This is a genomic window from Gulosibacter sp. 10 (assembly GCF_900163695.1).
In the GTDB taxonomy this organism is placed as follows: domain Bacteria; phylum Actinomycetota; class Actinomycetes; order Actinomycetales; family Microbacteriaceae; genus Gulosibacter.
This window is the reverse complement of sequence record NZ_FUIC01000011.1, coordinates 71,702-95,154: the sequence shown is the minus strand read 5'-3', so window position 1 is coordinate 95,154 and position 23,453 is coordinate 71,702. Positions and strand designations below refer to the sequence as shown.

The window sequence follows — 23,453 nt, the reverse complement described above, 5'->3', positions numbered from 1 at the left end:
TCAAAGTCCAGTGCAGCATCACACAAGGGAGTGCCCGATGGCGAAGATCGCCGAAATGACGACCTGGTGGAGCCGGGTCCCGCTCGACAACCCCATCCGCTTCAAGTGGAATACGATCACGCACCGCGACTGCGTCGTGGTGCGGCTCACGACCGACGAGGGCGTCATCGGCAACGCGATCGGTCTCAACCGCGGCGCGCCGCTCGACGTGGTCGCGCAGGACATGCTGTCGCAGAGCGTCCTCGGCTTCGACGCCATGGACGTCGAGGGGTTCCAGTCGCGCTCCCGCGGCGCGCACGCCTTCCTCGACCAGACCGGCATGCTCGCGCAGGCCCGCTCGCTGGTCGACCTGGCACTGTGGGACATCCGCGGCAAGATGCTCGGCGCCCCGCTCTGGCAGGTGCTCGGCGGCGGCCCCGAGGAGGCGCCCGTGCTGCTCGTCGAGGGGTACGAGATCCCCGGCGAGAGCGATCGCGAGTTCGCGGACCGCCTGCTCGCGCGCGCGGCCGAGGGCTACGGCGCCATCAAGCTCGAGGCGGCCGGCTACAAGGACCCGTCCCAGCTCTTCGAGCGCCTCCGCCTCATCCGCGAGGGCCAGCGGGGCGAGCTCGAGCTGGTCGTGGACGTGAACGGCTCGTGGCACGACCTGCGCAACGCGCAGTGGATGGCCGAGCGCCTCGCCGAGTTCGGCATCGCGTGGCTCGAGGACCCCTTCCCCCACCACCGGCTCGACCTGCTGCGCCCGCTCACCGAGTCCTCGCCGGTGCCGATCGGCTCGGGCGACGACGTCACCGACCCGCAGGCGCTCATCGAGCTCGTGCAGCAGCGCGCCGTCGACGTGCTCCGCGTGGACGCCACCACGCTCGGCGGCATCCAGCCCACGCAGGATGTGATCGGCGCCGCGCGCCAGATGGGCATCCCCGTCTCGGGCCACGCCCACCCCTACGTGCACCAGCACTTCAGCTACGCCTCCGACGCGATGCCCTACGTCGAGGCTTTCCCCGAGGACCGCCCGTTCGAGACCTCGTTCAAGCTCACGACCGGCTCGGTCTTCCGCGACGTCGAGCGGGGCGTGCTCGCGCGCCCGACCGCGCCCGGGCTCTCGTTCGACCTCGACCTCGAGCGCGTCGAGGGCTGGTCGGCGCGCACGGAGACGAGGCGCGCCGAATGACCGTGACCACCCTCGCCACCTACGAATGCGCCCCGGGCGACCGGGGCGCCGTCCTCGAGCTGCTCGAGCCCGCGCGCCTCGCGACGATCGCCGAGGAGGGCTGCGAGTACTTCATCGTGCTGCAGCCGCAGGAGCGCCCCGATCAGATCGTGCTCATCGAGGGCTGGCGGTCCCCCGAGCACCTCGCGGCGCATCGGGAGACCGCCCATTTCCGGGAGATCATCCTCGGGCGGATCGCCGAGCGGGTGGCGAGGCGCTCGGTGGCGATCTGCGACGAGGTCGCGATGACCTTCGCCCAGCCCGCGATCTAGGCCGGCTGCCGCTCGGCCTTCGGCAGCGGGAAGTGGATGGTCATGCCGCCGTCCACCGTGACCGACTGCCCCGTCACGTAGGAGGAGGCGGGCGAGAGCAGGAACGCTATCACCTGCCCGATCTCCTCCGGGTCGGCGAACCGGCCGAGCGGCGTCCGCGACTCCACCGGCTCCGGGTCGAGGAACCCGGAGTCGATGAGGCCCGCGATCGCCGGCGTCTTCACCCAGGCCGGCGCCACCGCGTTGACCCGGATGCCCGCGGGCACCCACTCGACCGCGAGCGTGCGGACCATGCCCTCGACGCCGGTCTTCGCCACGTTGTAGCCGAGCCGCTCCGCGACGCCGAGCCGGGCGCCCATCGAGGAGAGGCACACGATCGAGCCGCCGCCGGACTCGCTCAGGAGCGGGTACGCGCCCCTCGCCATGCGGATGGCGCCCATGAGGTGGATGTCGATGAGCCGCTGCAGGCTCTGGTCGGTGACCGTCGCGGAGGGCGAGGGGTCGACGATGCCCGCGGCCGCGACGATCCCGTCGAGGCGGCCGTGGCGCGCGCGGATCGCGTCGAATGCGGCGGTCACGGACTCGGTGGAGGTCACGTCCGTCGCGACGCCGAGGTGCCCCTCGCCCGGGAGCGACGCCGCGGCCGCCTCGCTCTTGCCGCCGTCGAGGTCGAGCACCGCGATGCGGTTGCCCTCCTCGGCGAGCAGCCGGGCCGTGGCCAGGCCGATCCCGCTGGCGCCGCCGGAGATCGCGATCACTGAGTCAGTTGGAGTACGCATGCATCATCCTCGATTCTCGTCGTACTGCGCCCCGCACGTCCGTCGTGCGAAGCGGCGGCCGTGAATTGCCGCTCAGTAGACACCCTGTCTATTGGGTGACAATAGAAACGTAACACCGCGCCGCACCGCGTGCAATGATTTGGTATGGCCACTCCCGACCCCCGTCAGCGTCTCGAGATCCTCGACAAGGCGAACGCGGTCGTCACCGCACTCGAGGGCGGGGAGCTGACGGCGAGCGAGATCGCCGAGCGCCTGGACGAGCCCGTGAGCTCCGTCTACCGCCTCATCCGCACCCTGCTGCAGCTCGACTGGGTCATGCACGGCAGCACCCGGGGCGCCTACCGCCTGGGGCTGCGGATGCTCGCGGCCGGCTCCGCGTTCTTCGACACCCTCGACATGCGCGCGCTGTTCTCGCCCATCCTCATGGGCATGCGGGACCGCACGATGCTCACCGTCTACCTCTGCCTCCCCTCCGGGCTCAACGCCACCTGCATCGAGCGACTAGCCGGGCACGGCGTGCGCTCGCTCGACATGACGCTCGGCAGCTCCATGCCGCTCGTCTCCGGCGGCGCCCCCGTCGCGATCCTCGCGGCCATGCCCGATCGGGAGACCTCCGAGGTCCTCCGCCGGCTGGATCCGCCGCCCGAGCACCGGCGGCTCGTGGAGTCGAAGATCGCCGCCTACCGCGAGCGCGGCTTCGTCACCACCGACGGCGACGTCACCCGCGGCGTGGGCGGCGTGGCCGTGCCCATCTTCGACCACCACGGCCGCGTGGTCGCCGGGCTCAGCGTCGGCGGGCTCCGCGACGACGTGATCGGGCGCGAGGACCTCGTCGAGATGGTGATCGGCGCGGGGCGCGAGTGCAGCGAGCTGCTGGGCTGGGCGCCCGAGCCCGACGGCGTCCCGGCGCACGAGGCGCAGAGGGGGTCCGCGCGTGGCTAAGCCCATCAAGCTGCTCGACAACGCGAACCAGATCATCGCGCTGCTCTCCGAGATCGGCACCGCCAGCTACTCGCTCATCGCCTCGGAGATCAACACCCCGAGGTCGAGCGTGTACCGGCTCATCGACGGCCTCGCCGCGATCGGCCTCGTGCGCGTCGACCGCGACACCGGCCTCGTGCGGCTCTCGGAGCGGTGGCTGCACCTGGCGGACGCCACCACCGGCTCGTTCCCGGAGTGGCAGCGCCTGATCGACCGGCTGCCGGACATCGCCGAGCGGACGGGGCACACGACCTTCCTCTCCATCCCGACCGCGACGGGCGGGGCGTGCATCGCCTGGGCGCCGGCCTCGAACCTCGTCGTCCTCTCGCTCCGGCCCGGCCGGCACTTCGCGTTCAACATCGGCGCGGCGGGCCGGCTGCTCTTCGCGCTCTCGCCGAAGGGCGCGGTCGAGGAGCGCCTCGCCGCGTGCGAGTTCGAGACGCCGACCGAGCGCACGATCGCGACGCCCGAGGCGCTGCTCGCCGACGCCGAGCGCACGCGGGAGCGCGGCTGGGTCTTCTCGGATCAGGACGTGAACCGGGGCATCTCCGCGGTCGGGGTGGCCGCGACGGCCTCGACCGGCGCCACCGGCTGCCTCTCGCTCGCGGGGCTCTCGCAGGACGTGAGCCCCCATGCCGAGGCGCTGGCCCTCCTCCTCGAGGAGGAGGCGGCCTCGGCGCCGCCCGCCGGCGCCTGATCGCCTACGGGCGGCGTCACGCCTCGACGCGCAGCTCGAGCAGGTCGCGCAGCAGCAGCCGATCCACCTCGGCGCCGTCCGCGGCGAGCCAGTCCCCCACCTCGCGCAGCAGCGACTCCACCGATGCGGGGCGCACCCGCCGCCACGTGCGGGCGAAGTCGATCGAGAACTCGCCGGAGCGCTCGGGCACGATCGCGAGCCAGCCGCGGACCTCGGCGACATCGCCGAAGTACTCGTGCATCCGCTCCACCCGGTGCGGGAACTCCTGCGCCGAGGCCGGCAGCGGCTTGCCGTCGCAGGCGATGTGGCCGCGGCCGTCGATCCCGTAGGTCCCCGTGCGCCCCAGCACGGCGTCGATGAGCGCGAGCCGGTGCCCGGCGAGCACGGCGTGCGACACCGTCGCCACGCCCCGGTCGCCCCCGGGCAGCCGCAGCCCGTGGATCACGCGCACGCCCGGCATCCGTTCGAGCAGCGCGAGCCGCTCGCCGACCAGCCGCTCCGCGCACATGCGCCGCACGGCGTTGACCCCCGGGGCCGAATGCGACATCGCGGTGGCGCCGGGCTCGCCCCAGACGCGCTGATCCGAGTGCACCGGCGGGGCCGACTCGTTCGCGAGCGAGGTGAGCATGCCCTCGAACTCCATCCGGCGGGTACGCGGGCCGAGGCCCCACCACGCGAGCGAGGCGAGGCCCACGCCCGCGAGCGAGACCACGGCGCGGATCGCGAGCATGAGCACGCCCTCGCCGGTGTCGAAGAAGCGCATCATCGCCAGGACGAAGAGCGCGGCGGCCCCCAGCGCGATGCCCGCGAGGCTCGCCCAGTAGAGCACCCGAGCGATGTTGAAGAAGCGGCCCGCGGCGCGCAGCAGGATCCAGAGCGCGGCGAGCAGGTACAGCACGACCGTGACCGGCCACCAGCTCGTGGCGAAGGGCGAGCTCGGCACGATCTGCGCGACGATGAGCACGACGCCGAGCACCAGGAAGGGCAGCACCGTCAGGCCCTCGCGGGCGGTGGGCTCGGGCGGCGTCGGCCGCTCGGCCGGCCAGACGTCGGGGTGCTCGGGCCAGCCGCGCCGATACCAGCCCATCTTCCGCGCGTCCGCGGGCGGCTTGGGGATGCGATCGAAGGCGGGCGCGTCCGAGCCGGCCGTCGTGCGCCCGGCGGCCGCGCGGGAGGCGGCCTCGCTCGAGCCCGGCGCCCCGGACGGGGAGCGCGGCGCCCGCGCCTGCCCCGGCCGCGAGCGCGCCGAGTGCTGCTGCTTGCGCAGCCGCACGCCGTCGGGTCGGGGCGGGGTGACCACGCCGCGCTCGGTCGCGAGCCACGCGTCGTGCTGCGCCCGGTGCTGCGGGTTCGAGAGCACCTCGACCGCGAGGCGCACCCGCGTGAACTCCCCCGCATCGCCCCCGAGGTCGGGGTGCGTCTCCCGCTGCCGGCGGCGCGCGGCGCGACGGATCTCCTCGTCGGTCGCCGCGGGCGGGACGCCGAGGACCTCGTAGAGGTTCTCGGGGAAGCTCTGCAGGGGGCTCATCGGTGTTCGGCGGCGAGCTCTTCGCTGCGCGCGATGTTCGCGCGCAGCGCCGCCTCGAAGCGGTCCTCGAGGCCGGACTCCACGAGCACGCGCACCGACTGCTCCGTGGTGCCGTTCGGGCTCGTCACGCGCCGGCGCAGCTCGGCCGGCTCGAGCTCGGGGTGCCGGGCGACCATCTCGACGGCGCCGCGGAAGGTCTGCACGACGAGCGCGCGGGCGTCCTCCTCCGACAGCCCGATGCGCTCGGAGGCCTCGATCATCCGCTCGATGAGGAGGTACACGTGCGCGGGGCCCGAGCCGGAGACGGCGCCGACCAGGGCGATGCCCGACTCGGGCACCTCGACCACGGCGCCCACGGACTCGAAGATGGCCCGCGCGAGCGCCATGGCCTCGGCGTCGGCGTGACGGCCCGCGGCGATGCCGGTGGCGCCCAGGCCGATGGTGGCGGGGGTGTTCGGCATCGCGCGCACAATCTTCGCGCCCTCGGGGAGGTGCGCCTCCATCGTCGCGAGCTCGACGCCGGCGGCGACCGAGATGATCACGGCGCCGGGGTCGAGCGCCGGGGCGATCTCCTCGAGCGCGTCGACGATCGCGTACGGCTTGACGCCGAGGATGACGGCGCCGGCGCCGCGCACCGCCTCGCGGTTCGCCTCGGGGTCGTCCTCGGCCGCGCGGGCCAGGACCGCGTCGTCGTCCGCGAACTGCTCGGCGCTCTTCGTCGAGCGCGTCGTGACGCGGATGGGCTCGGCCCCGTCGCCGCGCCCCGCCGTCAGGCCGGCGAGGATGGCGCCGTTCATGTTGCCGGTGCCGATCATCGCGATCACGGGGAATTCGAAGTCCGAGGCGTTGGTGGAAGCTGCTGCAGAAGAAGTCACCCTTCGAGTCTAGGGGCCGCCGTCCGCGGTCAGGGGCGCGGCGCGGCCCCGCGTCGCATCCGCCGGGGGCCGCGGCGCCGGCCCGCGCGTCGGGGCCGCTCCCGGGCTGGCGTCGTATGCTTTGCACCAGTTCGTTCGTTTTACATGGGGAGCCAAATGTCACAGTCCAGCCCTGCCGCGGAAATCCGCACCGCCCTCCTCACGAGCGCATACGTCGGCGAGGTGCTCCAGGTGCAGGTCGAGCAGCTGCGCGGCGCCCAGGACGAGATCACCATCTCCTCCGTCGGCGTTCGCGCCTCGATCGTCAACGTGTCGGACCTCAACGCCGTGCCGCCGCTGCTCGCCGAGCTGCGCAGCCTCGTGCGCGGCGTGGCGGGCGCCGACACCCCCGTCTTCGTCGAGCCCGACTTCACCGAGCCCAGCCGCGAGGACGTCCCGACCGAGTCCATCGTCATCCGCTCCTGGGACTGACCCCGCCCCGGGGCGCCGCTAGGGCGAGTCGCGGAAGAACGCCCTCAGCGGCGCGGCGCACTCCTCCTCGAGGACTCCGCCCACCACCTCCGCGGCGAGCGGGAGCCGCCGATCGCGCAGCAGGTCGTAGCGCGAGCCGGCGGCTCCCGCCTTGTCGTCCCAGGCGCCGAAGACGACGCGCCCGATGCGGGCCGTGAGCGCCGCCCCCGCGCACATCGCGCAGGGCTCGAGCGTCGTGACGAGCGTCATCCCGTCGAGCCGCGAGGAGCCGAGCGCGGCGCTCGCCTCCCGGATCGCGAGGATCTCGGCGTGCGCCGTGGGGTCCGCGTCCGCCTCGCGCCGGTTGCGGCCGCGGCCGAGGATGCGGCCACCCGCGTCGACCACGAGCGCGCCGATGGGGAGGTCCCCCGTCTCGGGGGCCAGCTCAGCCTCGCCCAGCGCCTCGCGCATGAGCGCCTCGAGCGCTTCCGGGACGCGCATGCCGCTCCTCTCCATCCCGCCGCCGCGCGACGGGTCCTCCGGCCCCGCGGGGCTCACATCGATGGTCAGTACGCTAGCGGCATGCAGCTGCACGTCGCGAACCATCCGCTGATCGATCACAAGATGACGAAGCTTCGTGATGAGCGGACGGAGTCGCCGCTCTTCCGCGAACTCGTCGCGGAGCTCGTCAACCTGCTCACCTACGAGGCGACCCGGGACCTCCGCGTCGAGCCCGTCGAGGTGACCACGCCCGTCCGCACGGCCGTCGGCTCGCACGTCGCCGAGCCCATGCCGCTGGCCGTGCCCATCATCCGCGCCGGGCTCGGCATGCTGGACGGCTTCCTCAAGCTCATGCCCTACTGCGAGGTCGGCTTCGTGGGCATCCGCCGCAACGAGCAGACCTTCGAGCCCGAGACCTACGCGAAGCGGCTCCCCGACGACCTCGCCGACCGGCAGTGCTTCGCCCTCGACCCGATGCTCGCGACCGGCGGCTCCCTCGCCGCCACCGTGCAGTTCCTGCTGGACGCGGGCGCCACCGAGGTGACCGCGATCTGCCTCGTCGCGGCGCCCGAGGGCGTGCGGCTCATGGAGGAGCGCTTCCCCGGCGGGAACGTGCGCGTGCACGTGGCCGCGCTGGACGAGGGCCTGAACGAGCACGGCTACATCGTCCCCGGCCTCGGCGACGCTGGCGACCGCCTCTACGGGATCGCCGACTGAGCGCGACGCGGGGCCGTATTTCGCCCGGCTCCGCTTCTTGACATTCTGTGACGAGTCCAGCAAGCTGATTCCCATGACTGCTGCAATCGCCCGCCCTGTGTCCGCCCTTGAGGTGGCAGGTCGCTCCGGCATGATGATGACCGGCGCGATGGCGTGCTGTCGAATGTGTCGCTGACGCGATCTCCAGCACCGGCCCAGTCCCTCCGGCCATGCGCGTGAACGCCCCCGGCGCCCGCGCATCGGCATCCCCGCCCGCTCTCCCCTGAGCCGGCCCCGCGCCCCGCTCGGCAGCCGCCCGCGTCGACCAGACGCCGCCGAACCGCCAGAGCCCGCGACGAACATCATCATCACGAGGATTCTCCGCATCATGTCGATCTCGAACATCGCCCCCCTCCCCTGCAACGCCGCCGCCGAGCCCGCCCGGGAGCCCCGGCAGGCCCGCCCCAACCTCGCCGCCGTGCCCTCCGCGGCCCCGTACCCCGCCGCCGAGCGCGGCGCATCCGCGGGCCGCATGAAGCCCGCCGTGACCACCGCCCCCGGCGACGCGACCGCGCCCGAGGCCCGCGGCTTCGCCCTCTACGTCGGCATCGACCCGGAGGCCGCCGCGGCCGACGGCATCTCGCTGACGGACCTGGTAACCGCGCTGCGCGAGGTCATCGCCGATCGCGCCCCGCACGCCCAGAGCTATGCCTCGGTGGCCTTCGCCCCGACGGACGCCCGCGGCGAGAACATCGACCTCGTGCGCCTCGCCCTCCAGGAGCCCGGCGCCGTGCGCGAGCGCCGCAGCGCCCGCCAGGAGGAGGTGCGCGCCGAGGAGGCCAAGCGCGCCGCGGCCAAGGTCACGATCGACACCTCGCGCAAGCGGGTCGAGGTCAAGGGCGAGAACGCGGAGTTCACCTACAAGGAGTTCGAGCTGCTCCAGGCGCTCGTGCTCCGCGAGGGCCGCACCGTGAGCCGCGAGGAGATCATCGACGTGCTCTGGCGCGACAGCGCCGAGGAGCGTCCGCACGAGCGGACGATCGACGTGCACGTGCGCCGCCTCCGCCAGCGCCTCGGCGAGTACGCCGACATCGTCCGCACCGTGCGCGGAGCGGGCTACCGCTTCGACCGCCACGCGGACGTGCGCATCGTCCACGCCGCGGCGCCCTCGCCCGACCGCTTCTAGCGGATCGGGCGGCCTCCGCCCGGCGAGGTCGGCCGCGGTCCGCCGCGGCTGGCCTAAGCTGTGTGGATGGATACACGACCGCTGCGCCCGAGCGACGCCTGGGAGGCGCTCTTCCGCGCCCAGGTCTCGATCATGCGCGAGCTGCGCGCGGACTTCGTGGGCGTCGGCATCTCGATGAACGAGTACGACGTGCTCTTCAACGTGTTCCGCGCCCACGGCCATTCGCTGCGCCTGCGCGACCTCAACCGCAACGTGCTCATCACGCAGTCCTCGGTCTCGCGCCTCGTGGACCGCCTCGTCGCGCGCGGGCTCATGACCAAGTGCGAGGACCCCTTCGACGCGCGCGGCGCCGTCGTCTCGCTCACGGACGAGGGCCTCGCGGAGTTCTACCGCGCCGCGCGGGTGCATACCCGCAGCATCGACGAGCGCATCGGGCGCGCACTCTCCCCGCGGGAGCAGGCGAAGCTCCACGAGCTGTGCCTGCGCCTGCTCGACGCGCAGGACGAGGACGACGCGGCGGAGGCCCCCGACCGGGACGCCGCCGGACGGGGCGAGCGGGACGCCCGATGACGAGGGCGAGGCCGTCCCGGGACCGCTCGGCCGAGCTCGCGGGCTTCGACCGCGCCTGGCTCGAGGGCGTGGGCTACGCCTGGCCGGGCTCCCCGGGCGGCGAGGCCATCTCGATCGGCGACGCGGAGCTGCTCGCCGAGCTCATCCAGGCGCTCGGGGACCCGACGCGGCTGCGCATCCTCTCGCTCATCGCGGCGAAGGACCCGATGCCGCTCACCGTGAGCCACCTCGTCGAGACCCTCGGGTTCTCGCAGTCCACCGTCTCCCATCATGTGAAGCTGCTCGCGGACGCCGGTTATCTCACGATGGAGCGGCACGGCAACTGGCGGATGTACCGGGCCCGCCCGCAGACCCTCGCGCAGCTCGGGGAGCTGCTCGCGCCCCGGAGCTGAGCCGCGGGCGCGGCCCGTCCGGATGACTCCCCGCCGGGCTCCGAGAGGATCCGCCACCCTCTCGACCCCGAATCCGGCGCGGAGGAGGCTGCGGTTCGCTACTCTTGTCATGACAAACAGGCAAAGGGACACCCTTGTAACCCCGACCTCCATCCCACCGACAGGAGCACGATCATGCCGCAACCGGAGAAGACGCTGCCGGTCGAGCTGTTCCTCGACCTCGACCGCTCGGGCCCCATCCCCCTGTACCACCAGGTATCCCAGCGGCTCGAGCAGGCCATCTTCGACGATCTGCTGCCCGCCGGCTCGCGGCTCGAGAACGAGGTCTCCCTCGGCCAGCGCCTCGGCATCTCGCGCCCGACCATCCGGCGCGCCATCCAGGAGCTCGTGGACAAGGGGCTGCTCGTGCGCCGCCGCGGCGTGGGCACGCAGGTCGTGCACGGCAAGGTGACGCGCAACGTCGAGCTCACGAGCCTCTACGAGGATCTCCAGCGCACCGGGCAGAGGCCCGAGACGGAGCTGCTCTCCGCCGCGGTCGAGAAGGCGGATGCGCGCATCGCCGAGCTCCTCGGCGTGGAGCTCGGCAGCCCCGTGCTGCATCTCACCCGCCTGCGCCGGGCCGACGGCGCCCCCATCGCGATCCTCGACAACATCCTGCCCGAGGAGTTCATCGACCTCGACACCGAGTCGCTGCGCAGCCACGCGCTCTACCAGCTGCTGCGGGCCCGCGGCGTGACGATGCGCATCGCGAAGCAGAGGATCGGCGCCCGCGAGGCCACCGCGGCGGAGGGCGAGCTGCTCGACATCCGCAAGGGCGGCGCCCTGCTGACGATGAACCGCACCGCGTTCGACAACTCCGGCCGCGCGATCGAGGTCGGCAGCCACGTGTACCGGCCCGATCTCTACACCTTCGAGATCACGCTCGTGGACCGCTAGCGCGCCCCGGGATCCCCGTTTTCCTAGCCGCCCGGACTGTCGCGGCGCGGGAGCGCGGTGATACGCTTTCCCCGGTTTGTGCTAACAACCCGACTTATTGCGCTCCGGGCGCGATTCCCCGTCGTACCACTGTCTGGAACCAATCCCTGTTCGGAACCGTCGTCTGGGTTCCCAGTCTCGAAGGAGAGCCATGCAACTCGGTGTCTACAACGCCATCCTCCACGACCGCAGCCTCCCCGAGGCCATCGAGGTCGTCGCCGACCTCGGCCTCACGGGCATCGAGCTCAACACGGGCGGCTTCCTGCCGCCCGTGCACGTGCCGAATATCGACGAGATCCTCGAGAGCGACGCCGCGCGCGACGACTTCCTCGGCCAGTTCGAGGGCACGGGCGTGCAGATCGCCGGCCTCAACTGCAACGGCAACCCGCTCAACCCCAAGCGCGAGATCGGCGAGCGGCACGCCGAGGACATCCGCCGCTCGATCCGCCTCGCCGAGCGCCTCGGCCAGCACCGCGTCGTGACGATGTCGGGCCTGCCCGGCGGCGACCCGGACTCGAAGACCATCAACTGGGCCGTGAACGCCTGGAACTCGGGCATCCTCGACATCATCGACTACCAGATGGGCGTGGCCGCCGATTTCTGGCGCGAGACCGACCGGCTCGCCCGCGACCACGACGTCAAGGTGGCCCTCGAGCTGCACCCGCACAACGTGGCCTTCAACCCCGCCAACTTCCGCGAGCTCATCGAGCGCGCGGGTGCCACCAACGTCGGCGTCGAGCTCGACGCCTCGCACCTGTTCTGGCAGCAGATGGACCCGGTGGCCGTGGTGCGCGAGCTCGGCGAGCTCGTGGTCCACGCCGCGGCCAAGGACGTGCGCGTCAACAAGGAGCACGCGGCGATCTACGGCGTGCTCGACAACCGCTTCCGCCGCCTCGGCGCGGACGAGCCGCGCACCGGCCTCGGCGGCGACGAGTACGCGAACGAGTGGCCCAAGGAGTCGGCCTGGGACTTCGTCGCGCTCGGCCGCGGCCACGACGTCGAGTACTGGACCGAGTTCCTGCGCGCCCTCCACGAGGTCGACTCGGACATGCTCGTGAACATCGAGCACGAGGACGTCTCGCTGGGCCGCATCGAGGGGCTCGAGATCGCGGCCGACGTGCTCAAGCGCGCCGACGCGAACCTCCAGGCGGGCTAGCCCCTCCCCCCGCACACAGAATTCTGGCCACGTGCGGTGGTTCTCAGGACTGGGAACGACCGCACGTGGCCAGAATTCGGTAGGGGGGTGGGTCAGCTGCGCGCGGCGGCCTCGATGAGCTGCAGGATCCGCTCGCGCTGCGAGGGCGCGACCTCGTCGGCGCTCTCGTTCTCGCCGAACACGTTCGACACGATCACGGCGTCCTCGCGGTCGAGGTAGCCGGTGCGGCCGAGCGCATCGAAGAGCTCCTGCCAGTCGACGTCGCCGTTGCCGATCGCGTTGTGCTGGTGCACGCGCGCCGGGTTCCCCGGAGGGTTGGTGATGTAGCGCAGGCCGTTCGAGCGGTGGTGGTCGTAGGTGTCGGCCACGAACACCGCGCCGAGCCGGTCGCCCACCTCGGGGATGAGCGTGGCGGCCCGGTCGCCCATGTGGAAGGTGTGCGAGCCCACGTACACGAAGCCGACCTGCTTCGAGTTGAGGCCGCGGATCACGCGCCACGCCTCGAGGCCGTCCTCGACGAAGTCGTCGGGGTGCGGGTCGATGTTGATGCGCACGCCCGCCTTCTCGGCCTTGGGGATGAGCTCCTCCATCGAGCGGTAGAAGCCCGCCTCGGAGTCCTCGCCGCGCTCGGGGCGGCCGCTGAACTCGGTGTTGATGGTGTCCACGCCGAGCCGCTCGCAGATCTCGATCACGCGCGAGAAGTTGCGGACCGCGGCCTCGCGCTGCGGCTCCTCGGGCCACGAGATGCGCTGCACGGGCTGCAGCGCCACGATCTTCACGCCGGCGTCGGCCGCGCGCTTGCGCAGGGCGTCGACGAGGTCGTCGTCGGCCTTGGGCCGGCGGTGGAAGGGGCCGAACTCGGGGTGCGGCGTGAGCTGCAGGTACTCGTAGCCCAGGCGCGCCACGATGTCGGGCAGCTCGAGCACGCCGTGGTCGAAGTGATAGGGCGTCGGGTCGTATGCGATGCGTACCATGATTGGGGGTCCTCCTGGCTTGCGGGTGCGGTGGGCTACGCGTAGAACGCGGGGCGCTCGGGGCTGGTGACCTCGACCGGGCCGGCCTGCTCGAGGGCGGTGACGCCGGCCTCGCACGCGAGGGCGACGAGGTAGCCGTCCCAGGCGTTGGGGCCGTCGATGAGCTGGCCCGAGCGGACGGCGTTCACCCAGCGCTGCACCTGCTCGTCGTAGGCGGAGGCGAAGCGGGTGACGAAGCTCGTGTGCTCGGCGCGGCTGTAGCGCGCGTCGTGCCACAGCTCGAGGCCGCTCGGCTGGCCGATGCGGGCGATGCCCTCGGCGAAGACGGCCTCGGTGGAGACCTGGTAGCCGAACTGCACGCTCACGTTCATCTCGAGGTCGACGAGCACGCCGTTCTCGAGCTCCATGATCACGAGGATGGGCTCGCGCATGTGCTCGGGCGAGACCGGGTTGCGGCGCGGGTACTTCACCTCGACGGTCTTGACGGGCGAGCCCGCGAGCCAGGGCAGCACGTCGAACTCGTGCACGACCGAGTCGGTGATGAGCATCTTCTGCGTGTACGCCGCGCCGGGGATCGAGGGATTGCGGTGCGCGGCGCGGATCATGATGAGCTCGCCCGCGTCCTCGGCGGTGACGAGCTCGCGCAGCTGCTGGTACTCGGCGTCGAAGCGGCGCATGAAGCCGAGCTGGATGTGCGGCCTGTCGAGCTGCTGCTCGGCCTCGAGCACGCGCTGCGAGGACTCGGAGTCGGGGGTGAGCGGCTTCTCGCAGAGGATCGGCAGCTTCGCCTCGAGCGCGGGCATGAGCACGGGCTCGTGGAACTGGCCGGGGGTGGCGATGAGCACGGCGTCGACGGCGCCGGCCTCGATCGCGTCCTCGACGCGGGTGAAGGCCTGCGAACCCGGCGCGTTCTCGGCGGCCGCCGCGGCGCGACCCGCGTCGGGCTCGATGATCGCGGACACGTAGGCGCCCTTGATGCGCTCGGTGATGCGCTTGACGTGGTCGGCCCCCATCATGCCGGCGCCGACGACGCCGACCCGGAGGTCCTTGGGGATTGCGTTTTCGTTGGTCATGGTGACTCCTCGTAGGTGCGCCCGTCGGCTGTGACGGGTGCTCGGCGATTGCGCACGCACCGGTCGGGTGCGGCGCGGGGATGGGGTGTGCGGCCGGATGGTTCGGGAGGGCGGGCGGCGGCGCGGCCGTGCGCCGCCGCCCGCCCGGGGGGGGGCTAGTCGGCGCGGGCGGCGCGGGTGCAGCTGAAGATGTGCTTGCGGGTGCGCTGCGCGATCGGGAAGGGGCGGTCGACCGAGCAGCCGTACATGTCGTGCTCGACGATGCCGAAGATGTTCGGGTCGATCTGCGCCACGCGCTCGATGATCGGGGCGAGCTCGGGGATGCCGTGCGGCGGCTCGACCATGATGTCGCGCGAGACGGCCTCGGCGAAGGACATGTCGTTCTTGAGCACGTCGAAGAGGAAGTCCGGGTCGACCTGCTTGAGGTGCAGGTAGCCGATGCGCTCGGGGTACTCCTCGATGAGGCGCAGGTTGTCGCCCCCGTAGTACGAGTAGTGGCCGGTGTCGAGGCACAGGTTGGTGTAGCGCCCGTCGGTCTCGGCGAGCAGGCGCTCGACCTCGCTGCGGGTGCCGACGTGACTGTCCGCGTGCGAGTGGAACTGCTGCTTGACGCCGAACTCCTCGAGCAGGGCCTTGCCGAGGCGGTCGTGGCCCGCCGCGAGCTTCTGCCACTGCTCGTCGTCGAGCGTGCGGGATTCGAGCGCCTCGCCGGTGCGGTCGCTGCGCCACATGTCGGGGATCACCACGAGGTGCTCGGCGCCGAGCTTCGCGGCGAGACCCGCCACGTCGAGGGCCTGGTCCCATGCGCGCTGCCACTGGTCGTCGCCCTTGTGGAAGCCGGTGAACACGGTGCCCGCCGAGAGCTTGAGGCCGCGCTTGCCGAGCTCGTCCTCGAGCTGGTGCGGGTCGGTGGGCAGGTAGCCGTAGGGGCCGAGCTCGATCCAGGTGTAGCCGGCCTCGACGACCTCGTCGAGGAAGCGCTCCCAGGGGACCTGGTTGGGGTCGTCGGGGAACCAGACGCCCCACGAGTCGGGTGCGGTGCCGATGCGGAGCGATGGCGTGTCGGTCATGTGGGGGTCTCCTTCTTGCCTGCCCGAGGCTGCGTTGAGGTGCTGGCTGCGTTGGGATGTTGGATGTCGGTTCGCGGAGGGGCGGAGGGATCAGCACGGCCCGAGGCGACGACGCGCGGAATCGCGCGTCGTCGCCTCGGGCCCCGCCTGCATCGTCATTCGACGGGCTGCAGACTACTCGTCTCCGTAGGGGAGGCGGGAGTCGAGCTCCTGCCCCTCCCACGTCTCGCGGATCCAGCCGTGCGCGGGGTCGTCGGTGACGATCCACTTGCGCTCCTCGGCGGGTCCGGCCATGACGTTGAGGTAGTAGAGGTCGTAGCCCGGGGCCGCGGCCGCGGGGCCGTGGTAGCCGTAGGGCACGAGCGCCACGTCGCCCGTGCGGACGATCGCGTTGATGTGGATGTCGCCCGCCTGCGAGGGGTAGGTCGCGAACAGCGCGAAGGGGTCGGCGTTCTCGGGGGCGAGCTCCTCGGCGCCCTTCGTGACGGCGGTCTCGAAGTAGTAGATCTCCTCGAGGGGCATCTCGGTGCCGGGGACGAGCTCGTCGTGCTTGTGCGCGGGGAACGAGGACCAGTTCTCGGCGGGGGTGATGACCTCGCACACGATGAACTTCGAGGCCTCGAGCGCGGCGGGGGTGCCGAAGTTGTGCACCTGGCGGCTCGCGCGGCCGGTGCCGCGGAGCTCGACCGGCACGTCCTCCTTGGCGATGTAGCAGGCGGGGAACCGCTGCGTCGTGGGCGCCTCGGCCACCGCGACGCGGCCGGTGCCGCTCAGCACGGCGGAGCCGCCGGCGCCGAGGTAGAAGACGTCGGTCGGGCCGTCGAAGACGCCGGGGCGGCCGTCGAGCCGCTGCGTCTGGCCCTGGTCGTCCGCATCCGACCATTCGACCTGGAAGGGGCCGCCGGCGAGCGGGATGATGATGCGCTCGACGTCGCCCGCGGCCAGCTCGAGGCGCTCCGCCCCCGTGAGCTCGGCCACGCGCAGACCGGTGTGCTGCCACCCGTCGCGCTCGCCGTCGACGACCGACTGCCAGTCGCCCTGCGCGAGTTCACCGCGCTTGAAGAACCATTCGTTCTGCGTCATTGCACTTCCCCAGTTTCTGTTCTCGGTGGTGTTCGTCTCGTGACGTCCGTGTGGCGACGTCCGTGTGGTGATGCGACCGGCCCGGCCGTTTTGGACCGTTCCAGTCACGCGGTCAGTCTAGACCGTGCACCATGGCCGCGGCAGTGTCCACCGCCTTGGCGACGTCGTCGTCCTGCGGGTAGATGAGCGTCCGCCCCACGACGAGGCCGCGCACGCCGGGCAGCGAGAGGGTCTTCTGCCAGCTCGCGTAGACCTCCTCGGCCGGCCCCGTGGGCTCGCCGCCCAGCAGCAGCGTGGGCAGCGTGGTCGAGGCCATCACGGCCTCCATGTCGTCCGCCACCGGGAGCTTCATCCAGGTGTAGGCCGAGCTGTTGCCGAGGCCCGAGGCGATCGCGACCGACTTGATCACGGCCTCGGTGCTGAGGTTGTTCACGACCTTGCCGTCGCGCCACTCGCTCAGGAAGGGCTCGAGCATGATCGGCACGCCGGCGGCGGCCGCGGCGTCCACGGCGCGGGCGTTGGCCTCGATGGTGGCGAGCGAGTCGGCGTCCTCGAGGTTGATCCGGATGAGGGTCTTCGCGAAGTCGAGGCGGTCGCGCACGATGCCGTCGATGTCGTAGCCCGTGAAGCGGTCGTCCATCTCGAAGGCGGCGCCGCGCAGCCCGCCGCGGTTCATCGAGCCGACGACGATCTTGTCCTCGAGCAGCCCCATGAGGGCGAGGTCGTCGATGATGTCGGGGGTGCCCAGCACGCCGTCCACGCCGGGGCGCTGCAGCGCGATCGCGAGGCGCGCGAGCAGCTCGTAGCGGTCGGCCATCGCGGAGGGGTTGTCGCGCACGCCGAGGGCGCCGCGGGCCGGGTGGTCGGCGGCCACGATGAAGAGCCTGCCGTCGCCCTGGATGAGCGGGCGGCGGCGACGGCTGTCGAGGATCTCGGCGATCGCGTCGGGGCGCTCGGCGCGCAGGCGGCGCAGCTCCTCGAACTTCGGAGCGAGCTCGGCTTTGGCTTCGGCGATCGACATCACTGTCCCCCATCCCGCGCGGCCTCGGCCGCGGCGTCAAGTACGGTCTGAATTTCCTCGGTCGACGGCATCGCGGTCGAGCACTCGCGGCGCGAGGCCGCGAGTGCCCCGGCGACGTTGGCGAAGCGGAGGACGCGCTCGAGGTCCCAGCCCTCGAGCAGGCCGTGGCAGAGCGCGCCGCCGAAGCTGTCGCCGGCGCCGAGGCCGTTGACGACATCCACCGTATAGGGCGGCACCTCGACGGTCTCCTCGCGCGTCTTCGCGAGCACGCCCTTGGGCCCCTGCTTCACGATCGCGAGCTCGACGCCGCGCTCGAGCAGGGCGTCCGCCGCCCGCATGGGCTCGGTCTCGCCCACGGCGACCTCGCACTCCTCGCGGTTGCCCACCGCGACGGTGACGTGCTCGAGGGCCTTGCCGACCTCGCCGGTCGCCTCGGACGGGTCCGCCCAGAACATCGGTCGGTAGTCGAGGTCGAGGATGGTGTGGGCGCGGCGGTCGCGGGCGGCGTAGGCCACGTGGTGGGCCGCGCGGCTGGGCTCCTCGCTGAGGCCGGTCACGGTGGTCCAGAAGATCCTGGAGCGCTTGACCGCCTCGAGGTCGACGTCCTCGGCGGCGACGGCGAGATCCGGGGCCTTGGGCTTGCGGTAGAAGTAGAGGGGGAAGTCGTCCGGCGGGAAGATCTCGCAGAAGGTGACCGGGGTCTGCAGCTCCGGGATCGTGACGACGTACTCGGAGGAGACGCCGAGCCGCTCCATCTCGCGCTTGACGTAGCGCCCGAAGGGGTCGTCGCCCGTGCCCGAGATGAGGGCGGCGCTGCGGCCGTGCCGGGCCGCCGCGACGGCGACGTTGCCGGCGCTGCCGCCGAGGTACTTGCCGAAGGTCTCGACGTCCTCGAGTCCGACGCCGTCCTGCAGCGGATAGATATCGACGCCAACGCGCCCGAAGGTCAACACGTCAAACTGGGCTGCTGTGGGAGGGGTCAAGAGTCTCTCTACAACTTTCTGTATGAGCGGTTCACTACGACAACGGCCAGCATACACTCATTGTCCTAACAACTGAACATAGTGTCCGGGAACTGGTAGGTCGCCGTCCCCGTACCGCGCGGGTACGCGGAAGGCCGCACCGGAGCGGTTCGCGCTCTCGATGCGGCCTTCGCGGGTTCAGCGGCCGAGGACCATGAGGCTCAGCTCGACGAGCCGGTTCGAGAAGCCCCACTCGTTGTCGTACCAGCCGAACACCTTCACCTGGCGGCCGGTCGCCCGGGTCAGGCCCGAGTCGAAGATCGTGGAGTGCGGGTTGCCGGTGATGTCCACCGAGACCAGCGGGTCCTCCGAGTACTCGAGGTAGCGGCCGTAGCGCTCCGAGGCGGCGGCCCGCTCGAAGGCCTCGTTCACCTCCTCCGCGGTGACCTCGCGCTCGAGGTCCGCGGTGAGGTCGGTGACCGAGCCGACGGGGACCGGCACGCGCAGCGCGAGGCCGGTGAGCTTGCCCTCGAGCTCCGGCACGACGAGGCCGATGGCCTTCGCGGCGCCCGAGCTGGTGGGGATGATCGACAGGGCGGCGGCGCGGGCGCGGCGGGCGTCGCCGTGCGGCGCGTCCTGCAGGCGCTGGTCGCCCGTGTAGGCGTGCACCGTGGTCATGAGGCCGGTCTCGACGCCGAACTCCTCGTGCAGCACCTTGCCGAGGAAGGCGAGCGAGTTGGTGGTGCAGGAGCCGTTGGAGACGATGTCGTGCTCGGCCGCGTCGTAGGTGTCGTCGTTGATGCCGAGCACGATGGTCTTCACGTCGCCGCTGCCCGGCGCCGAGATGATGACCTTCTTCGCGCCGGCGTCGAGGTGCGCGCGCGCCGCGTCGGCGCTCGTGAAGCGGCCCGTCGACTCGATCACGACGTCGACGCCGAGCTCGCCCCACGGCAGGTCGGCGGGGTTGCGCTCGGCGAGCACCTTGATCGGGCGGCCGTCGATGACGAGCTCGCCGTCGCCGACCTCCACGGTGGCGTCGAGGCGGCCGAGCAGGGAGTCCCACTCGGTGAGGTTCGCGAGCACCTGGGCGTCCGTGAGGTCGTTCACGGCCACGATCTCGATGTCCGCGCCCTGGCTCAGGACGGCCCGCAGGTAGTTGCGGCCGATGCGTCCGAATCCGTTGATTCCGACTCGTACTGTCATGGTGAGATTTCCTTCTGTTGGAGAACGCGCCGGGGACGGCGCAAGTATGCGATGCCGCGCGGGCGCTACTGCTGCTCGGAGAGCCGGACGGTGCGGCCCTCCGCGTCGCTCAGGCGCGCGGCGTCGAGGACGGCGAGCATGTCCGCCGCCTCGATCAGCGGCACGGGCTGCGCTTCGCCGCGCTCGACGGCGGCGGCGAAGCGCTCGTAGTAGTCGGTGTAGTCGCCCTTCGCGGAGGGGACGCGGCGGGTGCCCGCCGCGGTGCTGAGGACGCCCCAGCGCTCGGGGTCCTCGTAGCCCCAGCCCTCGCGGTCGTCGGCGGGCCGTCGGCCTGCGAGCACGGCCTGGGCCTGCACGTCCTGCTGCGAAGAGCGGTACGAGCCGCCCGATCCGAGCGCCAGCAGTTCGCGCGATACGAGGTGGTTCACCTTCGTGGCGGAGACGTGCGAGTGCACGCCGCCGCGGTGCACGATGTTCAGGAAGAAGCCCGAGTCCGTGCGCCCTTCGGGCAGGTCGACCCAGTCGAGGTAGGCGGTCACCGATTCGGCGGGGCCGAAGAGGTGCAGCGCCTGGTCGACTAGGTGGCTGCCGAGGTCGCGGAGGAGGCCCCCCGTGGGGCCGGCCTCGAGCGTGTCGGGCTCGTCGAGGTTGAAGGCGGAGTCGAAGCGCCGGATCTCGCCGAGCTCGCCGCCCGCGAGCACCTCCTTGAGCGTCGCCAGGTCGGTGTCCCAGCGGCGGTTGTGGAATGCGCTGAGCAGCACGCCCGCGTCCTCCGCCGCCGCGACGAGCTCGCGCGCCGCGGCCGCGCCGGGCGCGACCGGCTTGTCGGCGATCACGTGCACGCCGCGGCCGATCGCCTCGAGCGCGAGCTCGCGGCGGGTCTCGGGCGGGGTCGTGATGGTGACGGCGTCCACGCCCGCGTCGAGGAGCGCGGTGAGCGACTCGTAGACCGGGACGCCGGGGAGCTCCTCGCGGATCTGCGCGATGCGGGCCTCCGAGCGCGCGACCACGCCCGCGAGTTCGACGCCGCGCGCCGCCTGGATGTAGGGCGCGTGGTAGTAGCGCCCTCCCGTGCCGTAGCCGACCAGTCCGAGTCTCATGTGCCTCCCTCGAAGCATCGTGTCCGCGTGAACGGCCCCCGGAACGCTCGGCGCCGGGGACCGCAATTGTCCTGACAATTTAGCACTGGCGGGAAACGCGTCGATGCGGAACCGCCGGCGGCGGATTTCGGCACCGGGTCGGTGGTGCCGGAGGCACCGCTCTCGACCGCGTCAGCGGCGCGCCTCCTCGGCGAGCACGTCGTCCAGCGTCTCGAGCAGGCGCTCGGCGTCGCCGCGCGAGAACGGCAGGGGCGGCCGGATCTTCAGGGCCGCCGCGGCCGGCCCCGAGGCGCTGATGAGGATGCCCGCCCGCCGCATCCCGTCCACGACGCGCGCGGCGAGGTCGGCGTCCGGGGTGCGCCGCGCATCCTCCGCGCCGAACTCCATGGCGAGGAAGAGCCCGGCCCCGCGCACGTGGGCGACGCGGTCGTGGCGCGCGCCGAGCTCGCGCAGGCCGTCGAGCAGGAAGGCGCCCACGGCGTCCGCGTGAGCGACCAGGCCGTCCTGCTCGATGACGTCGAGCACCGCTCCCGCCGCCGCGATGCTGACCGGGTTGCCGCCGAAGGTGTTGAAATAGCGCACCGAGGCGCCGAAGCGCTCCTGCACCGCCGCGGATCCCACGAGCGCGGAGATCGGCATGCCGTTGCCCATGGGTTTGCCGAGCACGACGAGGTCGGGCACCAGGCCGTGCCGCTCGAAGCCCCACCAGGCGCCCGTGCGGCCGAAGCCCGGCTGCACCTCGTCGGCGAGGTAGAGGCCGCCCGCGCGGCGCACCGCGTCCGCCGCCGGGGCGAGGAAGCCCGCCGGGTCCGGCTGCACCCCGTCGCTCGAGAGGATGGAGTCGAACAGCACCGCGGCCACGCCCTCGCCGCGCGCCTCGAGCTCGCGGATGGCCGCCTCGACCGAGGCGAGCAGCCGGGGGCCGATCTCCTCGGGCGGCGTGCGCGCCGCGTCCACCGAGGGGACGGTGACGACGTGCTCGCCGAGGGGGTTGTTCGGCCCGAGCGAGGGCGAGAGGCCCGCGGCCGCGACGGTGGTGCCGTGATAGGCGTGCTCGGAGATGATGACGCCCTGCCGGCCCGTGGCCGCCCGGGCGGTGCGGATCGCGAGGTCGATGGCCTCGCTGCCGGTACAGGCGTAGGTGACGCGGTCGAGCGGGTCGGGGAACTTCGCCAGCAGCCGCTCGGAGTAGTCGATGATCGGCTCGGTGAGATAGCGGGTGTGCGTGTTCAGCGTGGCGAGCTGCGCGGAGACCGCCGCCGTGACCGCCGGATGGCTGTGGCCGATCGCCGGCACGTTGTTGTACGCGTCGAGGTACTCGCGGCCGTCGGCGCCGAGGAGCCGGACGCCCTCGCCCCGCTCGATCGCCACCGGCTCGCGGTAGAAGAGCCGGTAGGACGGGCCGAGCACCCGGTCGCGGCGGCGCAGCAGCGCCGCCGCCGCGGGGTCGAGCTCGGCGCCGGCCGAGGGGTCGAAGCCGTTGGCCATGTGCACGCCGCCGCGGTGCTGGGAATCGTTCACTGCGCATCCTCCTCGCCGGGCCGCGTCGGGTACCCGAGACGCCGCATGCGCCGAGCGGGCGCGACCGCGCTCGACAATGTAGCAGCACGCCCGGCGCGCGTTGGCGCTAGCATGCGACGAGCCCGACCGCCCCGTGAGGAGGATGCGCAGTGACCGATTCCGTCGCGCCCGAGACGCTCTCGCTGCCGGAGCGCGCCGTGCGCGCGCTGCTCCTGGAGCACTACGGGCTGCGCGCGCACGCGCTGCAGCCGCTCGAGAGCGAGCTGTCGACCGTGTTCCGGGTCGCGACGGCGGAGGGCCGGGCGTTCGCGTGCAAGGCGAGCGCGTACTCCGAGCGGGCGCTGCGGATCGTGCGCTGGCAGGTCGGGGCGATGGAGCGCCTGCAGCGGCTCGGCATCCCGGCGGGCGAGACGCTGCCCGACCGCGCGGGCGCGTCGGTGCGCGTCGCCGAGTGGGACGGGCGGCCCGTCATCCTCCACGTCGGCGGCTGGCTCGAGGGGATCCCGCTCTCGGAGGCGGACCCGTCCCCGGCGCTCATGCGCGCGGTGGGGCGCACCGCGGCGGCGGTCTCGGCCGCGCTGGCGGAGTGGCCGGCGCCGCCCGCGCCCGTCTCGCATCCGTGGGAGCTCGTGCGCACGCTCCGCTCGATCGACGACTCGCTCGCGCGGATGCCCGTCTCCGGGGCCCGGGCGCTCGTCGAGGCCGCCCGGGGCCGGTTCCTCGACGTGGCGGGCCGTCTCGACGCGCTGCCGCGGCAGACGGTGCACCACGACCTGCACGACTCGAACCTGCTCGTGGACGGCGCGGAGTCCATCGGCGGGGTGCTCGACTTCGGCGACATGGTGCGCGGGCCGCGCATCGCGGAGCTCGCGGTCGCCGCGGCGTACGCCGGGCGCGCGGCCGAGTCGCCGGTGGCGGCGTTCCTGCAGGTGGTGGAGGGCTGGGGCCGCGCGGTGCCGCTGCTGCCGGAGGAGGCGGATGCGCTGCTCGACGCCGCGATCGGCCGCCTGGGCGTGAACCTCGCCGTCTGGACCGCGCGCGGCGGGGGCGACCGGGACGCCTACGCGCGCAACCGGTCGGCCCGCACCGCGCGCGTGCTCCGAGAGTTCCTCGACGCCGACCCGGAGGCGGTGCGGCGGCGGATCCGGTCGCTGGTGCGCTGAGGCGGGGCCGCGGGA

The 23,453-nt window shown here is 72.4% G+C and carries 25 protein-coding genes; 12 read left to right on the top strand and 13 right to left on the bottom strand.

The window, feature by feature from the left end:
• Window positions 1-37: 37 nt before the first annotated feature.
• Together FM112_RS04045 and FM112_RS04040 are read left to right on the top strand one after the other, a co-directional pair.
• Complete coding sequence (locus FM112_RS04045) at window positions 38-1,171, top strand: mandelate racemase/muconate lactonizing enzyme family protein (protein WP_087003829.1); 1,134 nt, start codon at window positions 38-40, stop codon at window positions 1,169-1,171.
• Window positions 1,168-1,482 (top strand): putative quinol monooxygenase, encoded by a 315-nt coding sequence (locus tag FM112_RS04040; protein WP_087003826.1) that lies wholly within the window; start codon window positions 1,168-1,170, stop codon window positions 1,480-1,482. Before FM112_RS04045 ends, FM112_RS04040 begins: the two co-directional genes overlap by 4 nt.
• On the opposite strand, the gene FM112_RS04035 is transcribed toward FM112_RS04040, so the two are convergent.
• Window positions 1,479-2,261, bottom strand: coding sequence for an SDR family NAD(P)-dependent oxidoreductase (locus tag FM112_RS04035; RefSeq protein ID WP_254910365.1), 783 nt, complete (start codon window positions 2,259-2,261; stop codon window positions 1,479-1,481). The two genes, FM112_RS04040 and FM112_RS04035, sit on opposite strands and share 4 nt — an antisense overlap.
• Window positions 2,262-2,405: 144 nt before the next feature.
• Here FM112_RS04035 and FM112_RS04030 point away from each other — a divergent pair, with 144 nt between their 5' ends.
• Window positions 2,406-3,203 (top strand): IclR family transcriptional regulator, encoded by a 798-nt coding sequence (locus FM112_RS04030; protein ID WP_087003823.1) that lies wholly within the window; start codon window positions 2,406-2,408, stop codon window positions 3,201-3,203.
• Window positions 3,196-3,939 carry an IclR family transcriptional regulator gene (locus tag FM112_RS04025; RefSeq protein WP_087003820.1) on the top strand — a complete coding sequence of 248 codons (744 nt, stop codon included), beginning with the start codon at window positions 3,196-3,198 and terminating at the stop codon, window positions 3,937-3,939. Before FM112_RS04030 ends, FM112_RS04025 begins: the two co-directional genes overlap by 8 nt.
• A 16-nt stretch (window positions 3,940-3,955) precedes the next feature.
• Here FM112_RS04025 and FM112_RS04020 read toward each other — a convergent pair whose 3' ends face one another.
• Both FM112_RS04020 and proC read right to left on the bottom strand, forming a co-directional pair.
• Window positions 3,956-5,467: a DnaJ domain-containing protein gene (locus FM112_RS04020; protein ID WP_087003817.1), complete on the bottom strand. Its 1,512-nt coding sequence runs from the start codon at window positions 5,465-5,467 to the stop codon at window positions 3,956-3,958.
• The gene (proC, locus tag FM112_RS04015) at window positions 5,464-6,342 is read right to left on the bottom strand and encodes a pyrroline-5-carboxylate reductase (RefSeq protein WP_254910364.1); all 879 of its coding nucleotides are present in this window, start codon (window positions 6,340-6,342) and stop codon (window positions 5,464-5,466) included. Before proC ends, FM112_RS04020 begins: the two co-directional genes overlap by 4 nt.
• 156 nt (window positions 6,343-6,498) lie before the next feature.
• Between proC and FM112_RS04010 the strand changes: the two genes are divergently transcribed.
• Window positions 6,499-6,813, top strand: coding sequence for a hypothetical protein (locus tag FM112_RS04010; protein ID WP_087003814.1), 315 nt, complete (start codon window positions 6,499-6,501; stop codon window positions 6,811-6,813).
• A gap of 18 nt (window positions 6,814-6,831) precedes the next feature.
• On the opposite strand, the gene FM112_RS04005 is transcribed toward FM112_RS04010, so the two are convergent.
• A complete protein-coding gene (locus tag FM112_RS04005) occupies window positions 6,832-7,293 on the bottom strand; it encodes a nucleoside deaminase (RefSeq protein WP_087004117.1) in 462 nt (153 codons plus the stop codon).
• A gap of 81 nt (window positions 7,294-7,374) precedes the next feature.
• On the opposite strand from FM112_RS04005, the gene upp reads away from it, so the two are divergent.
• The 6 genes from upp (at window position 7,375) to FM112_RS03975 (ending at window position 12,268) form a co-directional block, all read left to right on the top strand.
• Window positions 7,375-8,010, top strand: a complete 636-nt coding sequence (upp, locus tag FM112_RS04000; RefSeq protein ID WP_087003811.1) for a uracil phosphoribosyltransferase — start codon at window positions 7,375-7,377, stop codon at window positions 8,008-8,010.
• Between the two features lie 367 nt (window positions 8,011-8,377).
• Window positions 8,378-9,175: a winged helix-turn-helix domain-containing protein gene (locus FM112_RS03995; RefSeq protein ID WP_087003808.1), complete on the top strand. Its 798-nt coding sequence runs from the start codon at window positions 8,378-8,380 to the stop codon at window positions 9,173-9,175.
• Window positions 9,176-9,241: 66 nt separating this feature from the next.
• Window positions 9,242-9,745 carry a MarR family winged helix-turn-helix transcriptional regulator gene (locus FM112_RS03990; protein ID WP_087004114.1) on the top strand — a complete coding sequence of 168 codons (504 nt, stop codon included), beginning with the start codon at window positions 9,242-9,244 and terminating at the stop codon, window positions 9,743-9,745.
• Window positions 9,742-10,137 (top strand): helix-turn-helix transcriptional regulator, encoded by a 396-nt coding sequence (locus FM112_RS03985; protein WP_087003805.1) that lies wholly within the window; start codon window positions 9,742-9,744, stop codon window positions 10,135-10,137. Before FM112_RS03990 ends, FM112_RS03985 begins: the two co-directional genes overlap by 4 nt.
• Before the next feature lie 174 nt (window positions 10,138-10,311).
• On the top strand, window positions 10,312-11,073 hold the full coding sequence (locus tag FM112_RS03980; RefSeq protein ID WP_087003803.1) for a GntR family transcriptional regulator: 762 nt from the start codon (window positions 10,312-10,314) through the stop codon (window positions 11,071-11,073).
• 190 nt (window positions 11,074-11,263) lie between these two features.
• Window positions 11,264-12,268 carry a sugar phosphate isomerase/epimerase gene (locus FM112_RS03975; RefSeq protein ID WP_087003800.1) on the top strand — a complete coding sequence of 335 codons (1,005 nt, stop codon included), beginning with the start codon at window positions 11,264-11,266 and terminating at the stop codon, window positions 12,266-12,268.
• 92 nt (window positions 12,269-12,360) lie between these two features.
• Here FM112_RS03975 and FM112_RS03970 read toward each other — a convergent pair whose 3' ends face one another.
• The 9 genes from FM112_RS03970 to FM112_RS03930 form a co-directional block, all read right to left on the bottom strand.
• Window positions 12,361-13,242 (bottom strand): sugar phosphate isomerase/epimerase, encoded by an 882-nt coding sequence (locus tag FM112_RS03970; protein WP_087003797.1) that lies wholly within the window; start codon window positions 13,240-13,242, stop codon window positions 12,361-12,363.
• A gap of 35 nt (window positions 13,243-13,277) precedes the next feature.
• Window positions 13,278-14,297 (bottom strand): Gfo/Idh/MocA family protein, encoded by a 1,020-nt coding sequence (locus FM112_RS03965; RefSeq protein WP_087004111.1) that lies wholly within the window; start codon window positions 14,295-14,297, stop codon window positions 13,278-13,280.
• A 173-nt stretch (window positions 14,298-14,470) separates the two neighbouring features.
• On the bottom strand, window positions 14,471-15,385 hold the full coding sequence (locus FM112_RS03960; RefSeq protein WP_087003794.1) for a sugar phosphate isomerase/epimerase: 915 nt from the start codon (window positions 15,383-15,385) through the stop codon (window positions 14,471-14,473).
• Between the two features lie 174 nt (window positions 15,386-15,559).
• On the bottom strand, window positions 15,560-16,468 hold the full coding sequence (iolB, locus tag FM112_RS03955) for a 5-deoxy-glucuronate isomerase (protein WP_087003791.1): 909 nt from the start codon (window positions 16,466-16,468) through the stop codon (window positions 15,560-15,562).
• Between the two features lie 112 nt (window positions 16,469-16,580).
• Complete coding sequence (locus tag FM112_RS03950) at window positions 16,581-17,489, bottom strand: class I fructose-bisphosphate aldolase (protein WP_087003788.1); 909 nt, start codon at window positions 17,487-17,489, stop codon at window positions 16,581-16,583.
• Window positions 17,489-18,439 carry a 5-dehydro-2-deoxygluconokinase gene (iolC, locus tag FM112_RS03945; protein ID WP_254910363.1) on the bottom strand — a complete coding sequence of 317 codons (951 nt, stop codon included), beginning with the start codon at window positions 18,437-18,439 and terminating at the stop codon, window positions 17,489-17,491. Before iolC ends, FM112_RS03950 begins: the two co-directional genes overlap by 1 nt.
• A gap of 210 nt (window positions 18,440-18,649) precedes the next feature.
• Window positions 18,650-19,654, bottom strand: coding sequence for a type I glyceraldehyde-3-phosphate dehydrogenase (gene gap, locus FM112_RS03940; protein ID WP_087003783.1), 1,005 nt, complete (start codon window positions 19,652-19,654; stop codon window positions 18,650-18,652).
• Between the two features lie 65 nt (window positions 19,655-19,719).
• Entirely contained in the window at window positions 19,720-20,754 is a 1,035-nt protein-coding gene (locus FM112_RS03935) for a Gfo/Idh/MocA family oxidoreductase (protein ID WP_087003781.1), read from the bottom strand.
• Window positions 20,755-20,925: 171 nt separating this feature from the next.
• Entirely contained in the window at window positions 20,926-22,275 is a 1,350-nt protein-coding gene (locus tag FM112_RS03930) for an aspartate aminotransferase family protein (protein ID WP_254910362.1), read from the bottom strand.
• 149 nt (window positions 22,276-22,424) lie between these two features.
• On the opposite strand from FM112_RS03930, the gene FM112_RS03925 reads away from it, so the two are divergent.
• Window positions 22,425-23,438, top strand: a complete 1,014-nt coding sequence (locus tag FM112_RS03925) for a phosphotransferase (RefSeq protein ID WP_087003778.1) — start codon at window positions 22,425-22,427, stop codon at window positions 23,436-23,438.
• The last annotated feature ends 15 nt before the right edge of the window (window positions 23,439-23,453 follow it).

Bases quoted from the DNA above. Each gene is read 5' to 3' on its own strand.
- FM112_RS04045 (WP_087003829.1), top strand. From the start codon at position 38: ATGGCGAAGATCGCCGAAATGACGACCTGGTGGAGCCGGGTCCCGCTC.
- FM112_RS04040 (WP_087003826.1), top strand. From the start codon at position 1,168: ATGACCGTGACCACCCTCGCCACCTACGAATGCGCCCCGGGCGACCGG.
- FM112_RS04035 (WP_254910365.1), bottom strand. From the start codon at position 2,261: ATGCGTACTCCAACTGACTCAGTGATCGCGATCTCCGGCGGCGCCAGC.
- FM112_RS04030 (WP_087003823.1), top strand. From the start codon at position 2,406: ATGGCCACTCCCGACCCCCGTCAGCGTCTCGAGATCCTCGACAAGGCG.
- FM112_RS04020 (WP_087003817.1), bottom strand. From the start codon at position 5,467: ATGAGCCCCCTGCAGAGCTTCCCCGAGAACCTCTACGAGGTCCTCGGC.
- FM112_RS04010 (WP_087003814.1), top strand. From the start codon at position 6,499: ATGTCACAGTCCAGCCCTGCCGCGGAAATCCGCACCGCCCTCCTCACG.
- FM112_RS04005 (WP_087004117.1), bottom strand. From the start codon at position 7,293: ATGCGCGTCCCGGAAGCGCTCGAGGCGCTCATGCGCGAGGCGCTGGGC.
- upp (WP_087003811.1), top strand. From the start codon at position 7,375: ATGCAGCTGCACGTCGCGAACCATCCGCTGATCGATCACAAGATGACG.
- FM112_RS03995 (WP_087003808.1), top strand. From the start codon at position 8,378: ATGTCGATCTCGAACATCGCCCCCCTCCCCTGCAACGCCGCCGCCGAG.
- FM112_RS03990 (WP_087004114.1), top strand. From the start codon at position 9,242: ATGGATACACGACCGCTGCGCCCGAGCGACGCCTGGGAGGCGCTCTTC.
- FM112_RS03985 (WP_087003805.1), top strand. From the start codon at position 9,742: ATGACGAGGGCGAGGCCGTCCCGGGACCGCTCGGCCGAGCTCGCGGGC.
- FM112_RS03980 (WP_087003803.1), top strand. From the start codon at position 10,312: ATGCCGCAACCGGAGAAGACGCTGCCGGTCGAGCTGTTCCTCGACCTC.
- FM112_RS03975 (WP_087003800.1), top strand. From the start codon at position 11,264: ATGCAACTCGGTGTCTACAACGCCATCCTCCACGACCGCAGCCTCCCC.
- FM112_RS03970 (WP_087003797.1), bottom strand. From the start codon at position 13,242: ATGGTACGCATCGCATACGACCCGACGCCCTATCACTTCGACCACGGC.
- FM112_RS03960 (WP_087003794.1), bottom strand. From the start codon at position 15,385: ATGACCGACACGCCATCGCTCCGCATCGGCACCGCACCCGACTCGTGG.
- iolB (WP_087003791.1), bottom strand. From the start codon at position 16,468: ATGACGCAGAACGAATGGTTCTTCAAGCGCGGTGAACTCGCGCAGGGC.
- FM112_RS03950 (WP_087003788.1), bottom strand. From the start codon at position 17,489: ATGTCGATCGCCGAAGCCAAAGCCGAGCTCGCTCCGAAGTTCGAGGAG.
- gap (WP_087003783.1), bottom strand. From the start codon at position 19,654: ATGACAGTACGAGTCGGAATCAACGGATTCGGACGCATCGGCCGCAAC.
- FM112_RS03935 (WP_087003781.1), bottom strand. From the start codon at position 20,754: ATGAGACTCGGACTGGTCGGCTACGGCACGGGAGGGCGCTACTACCAC.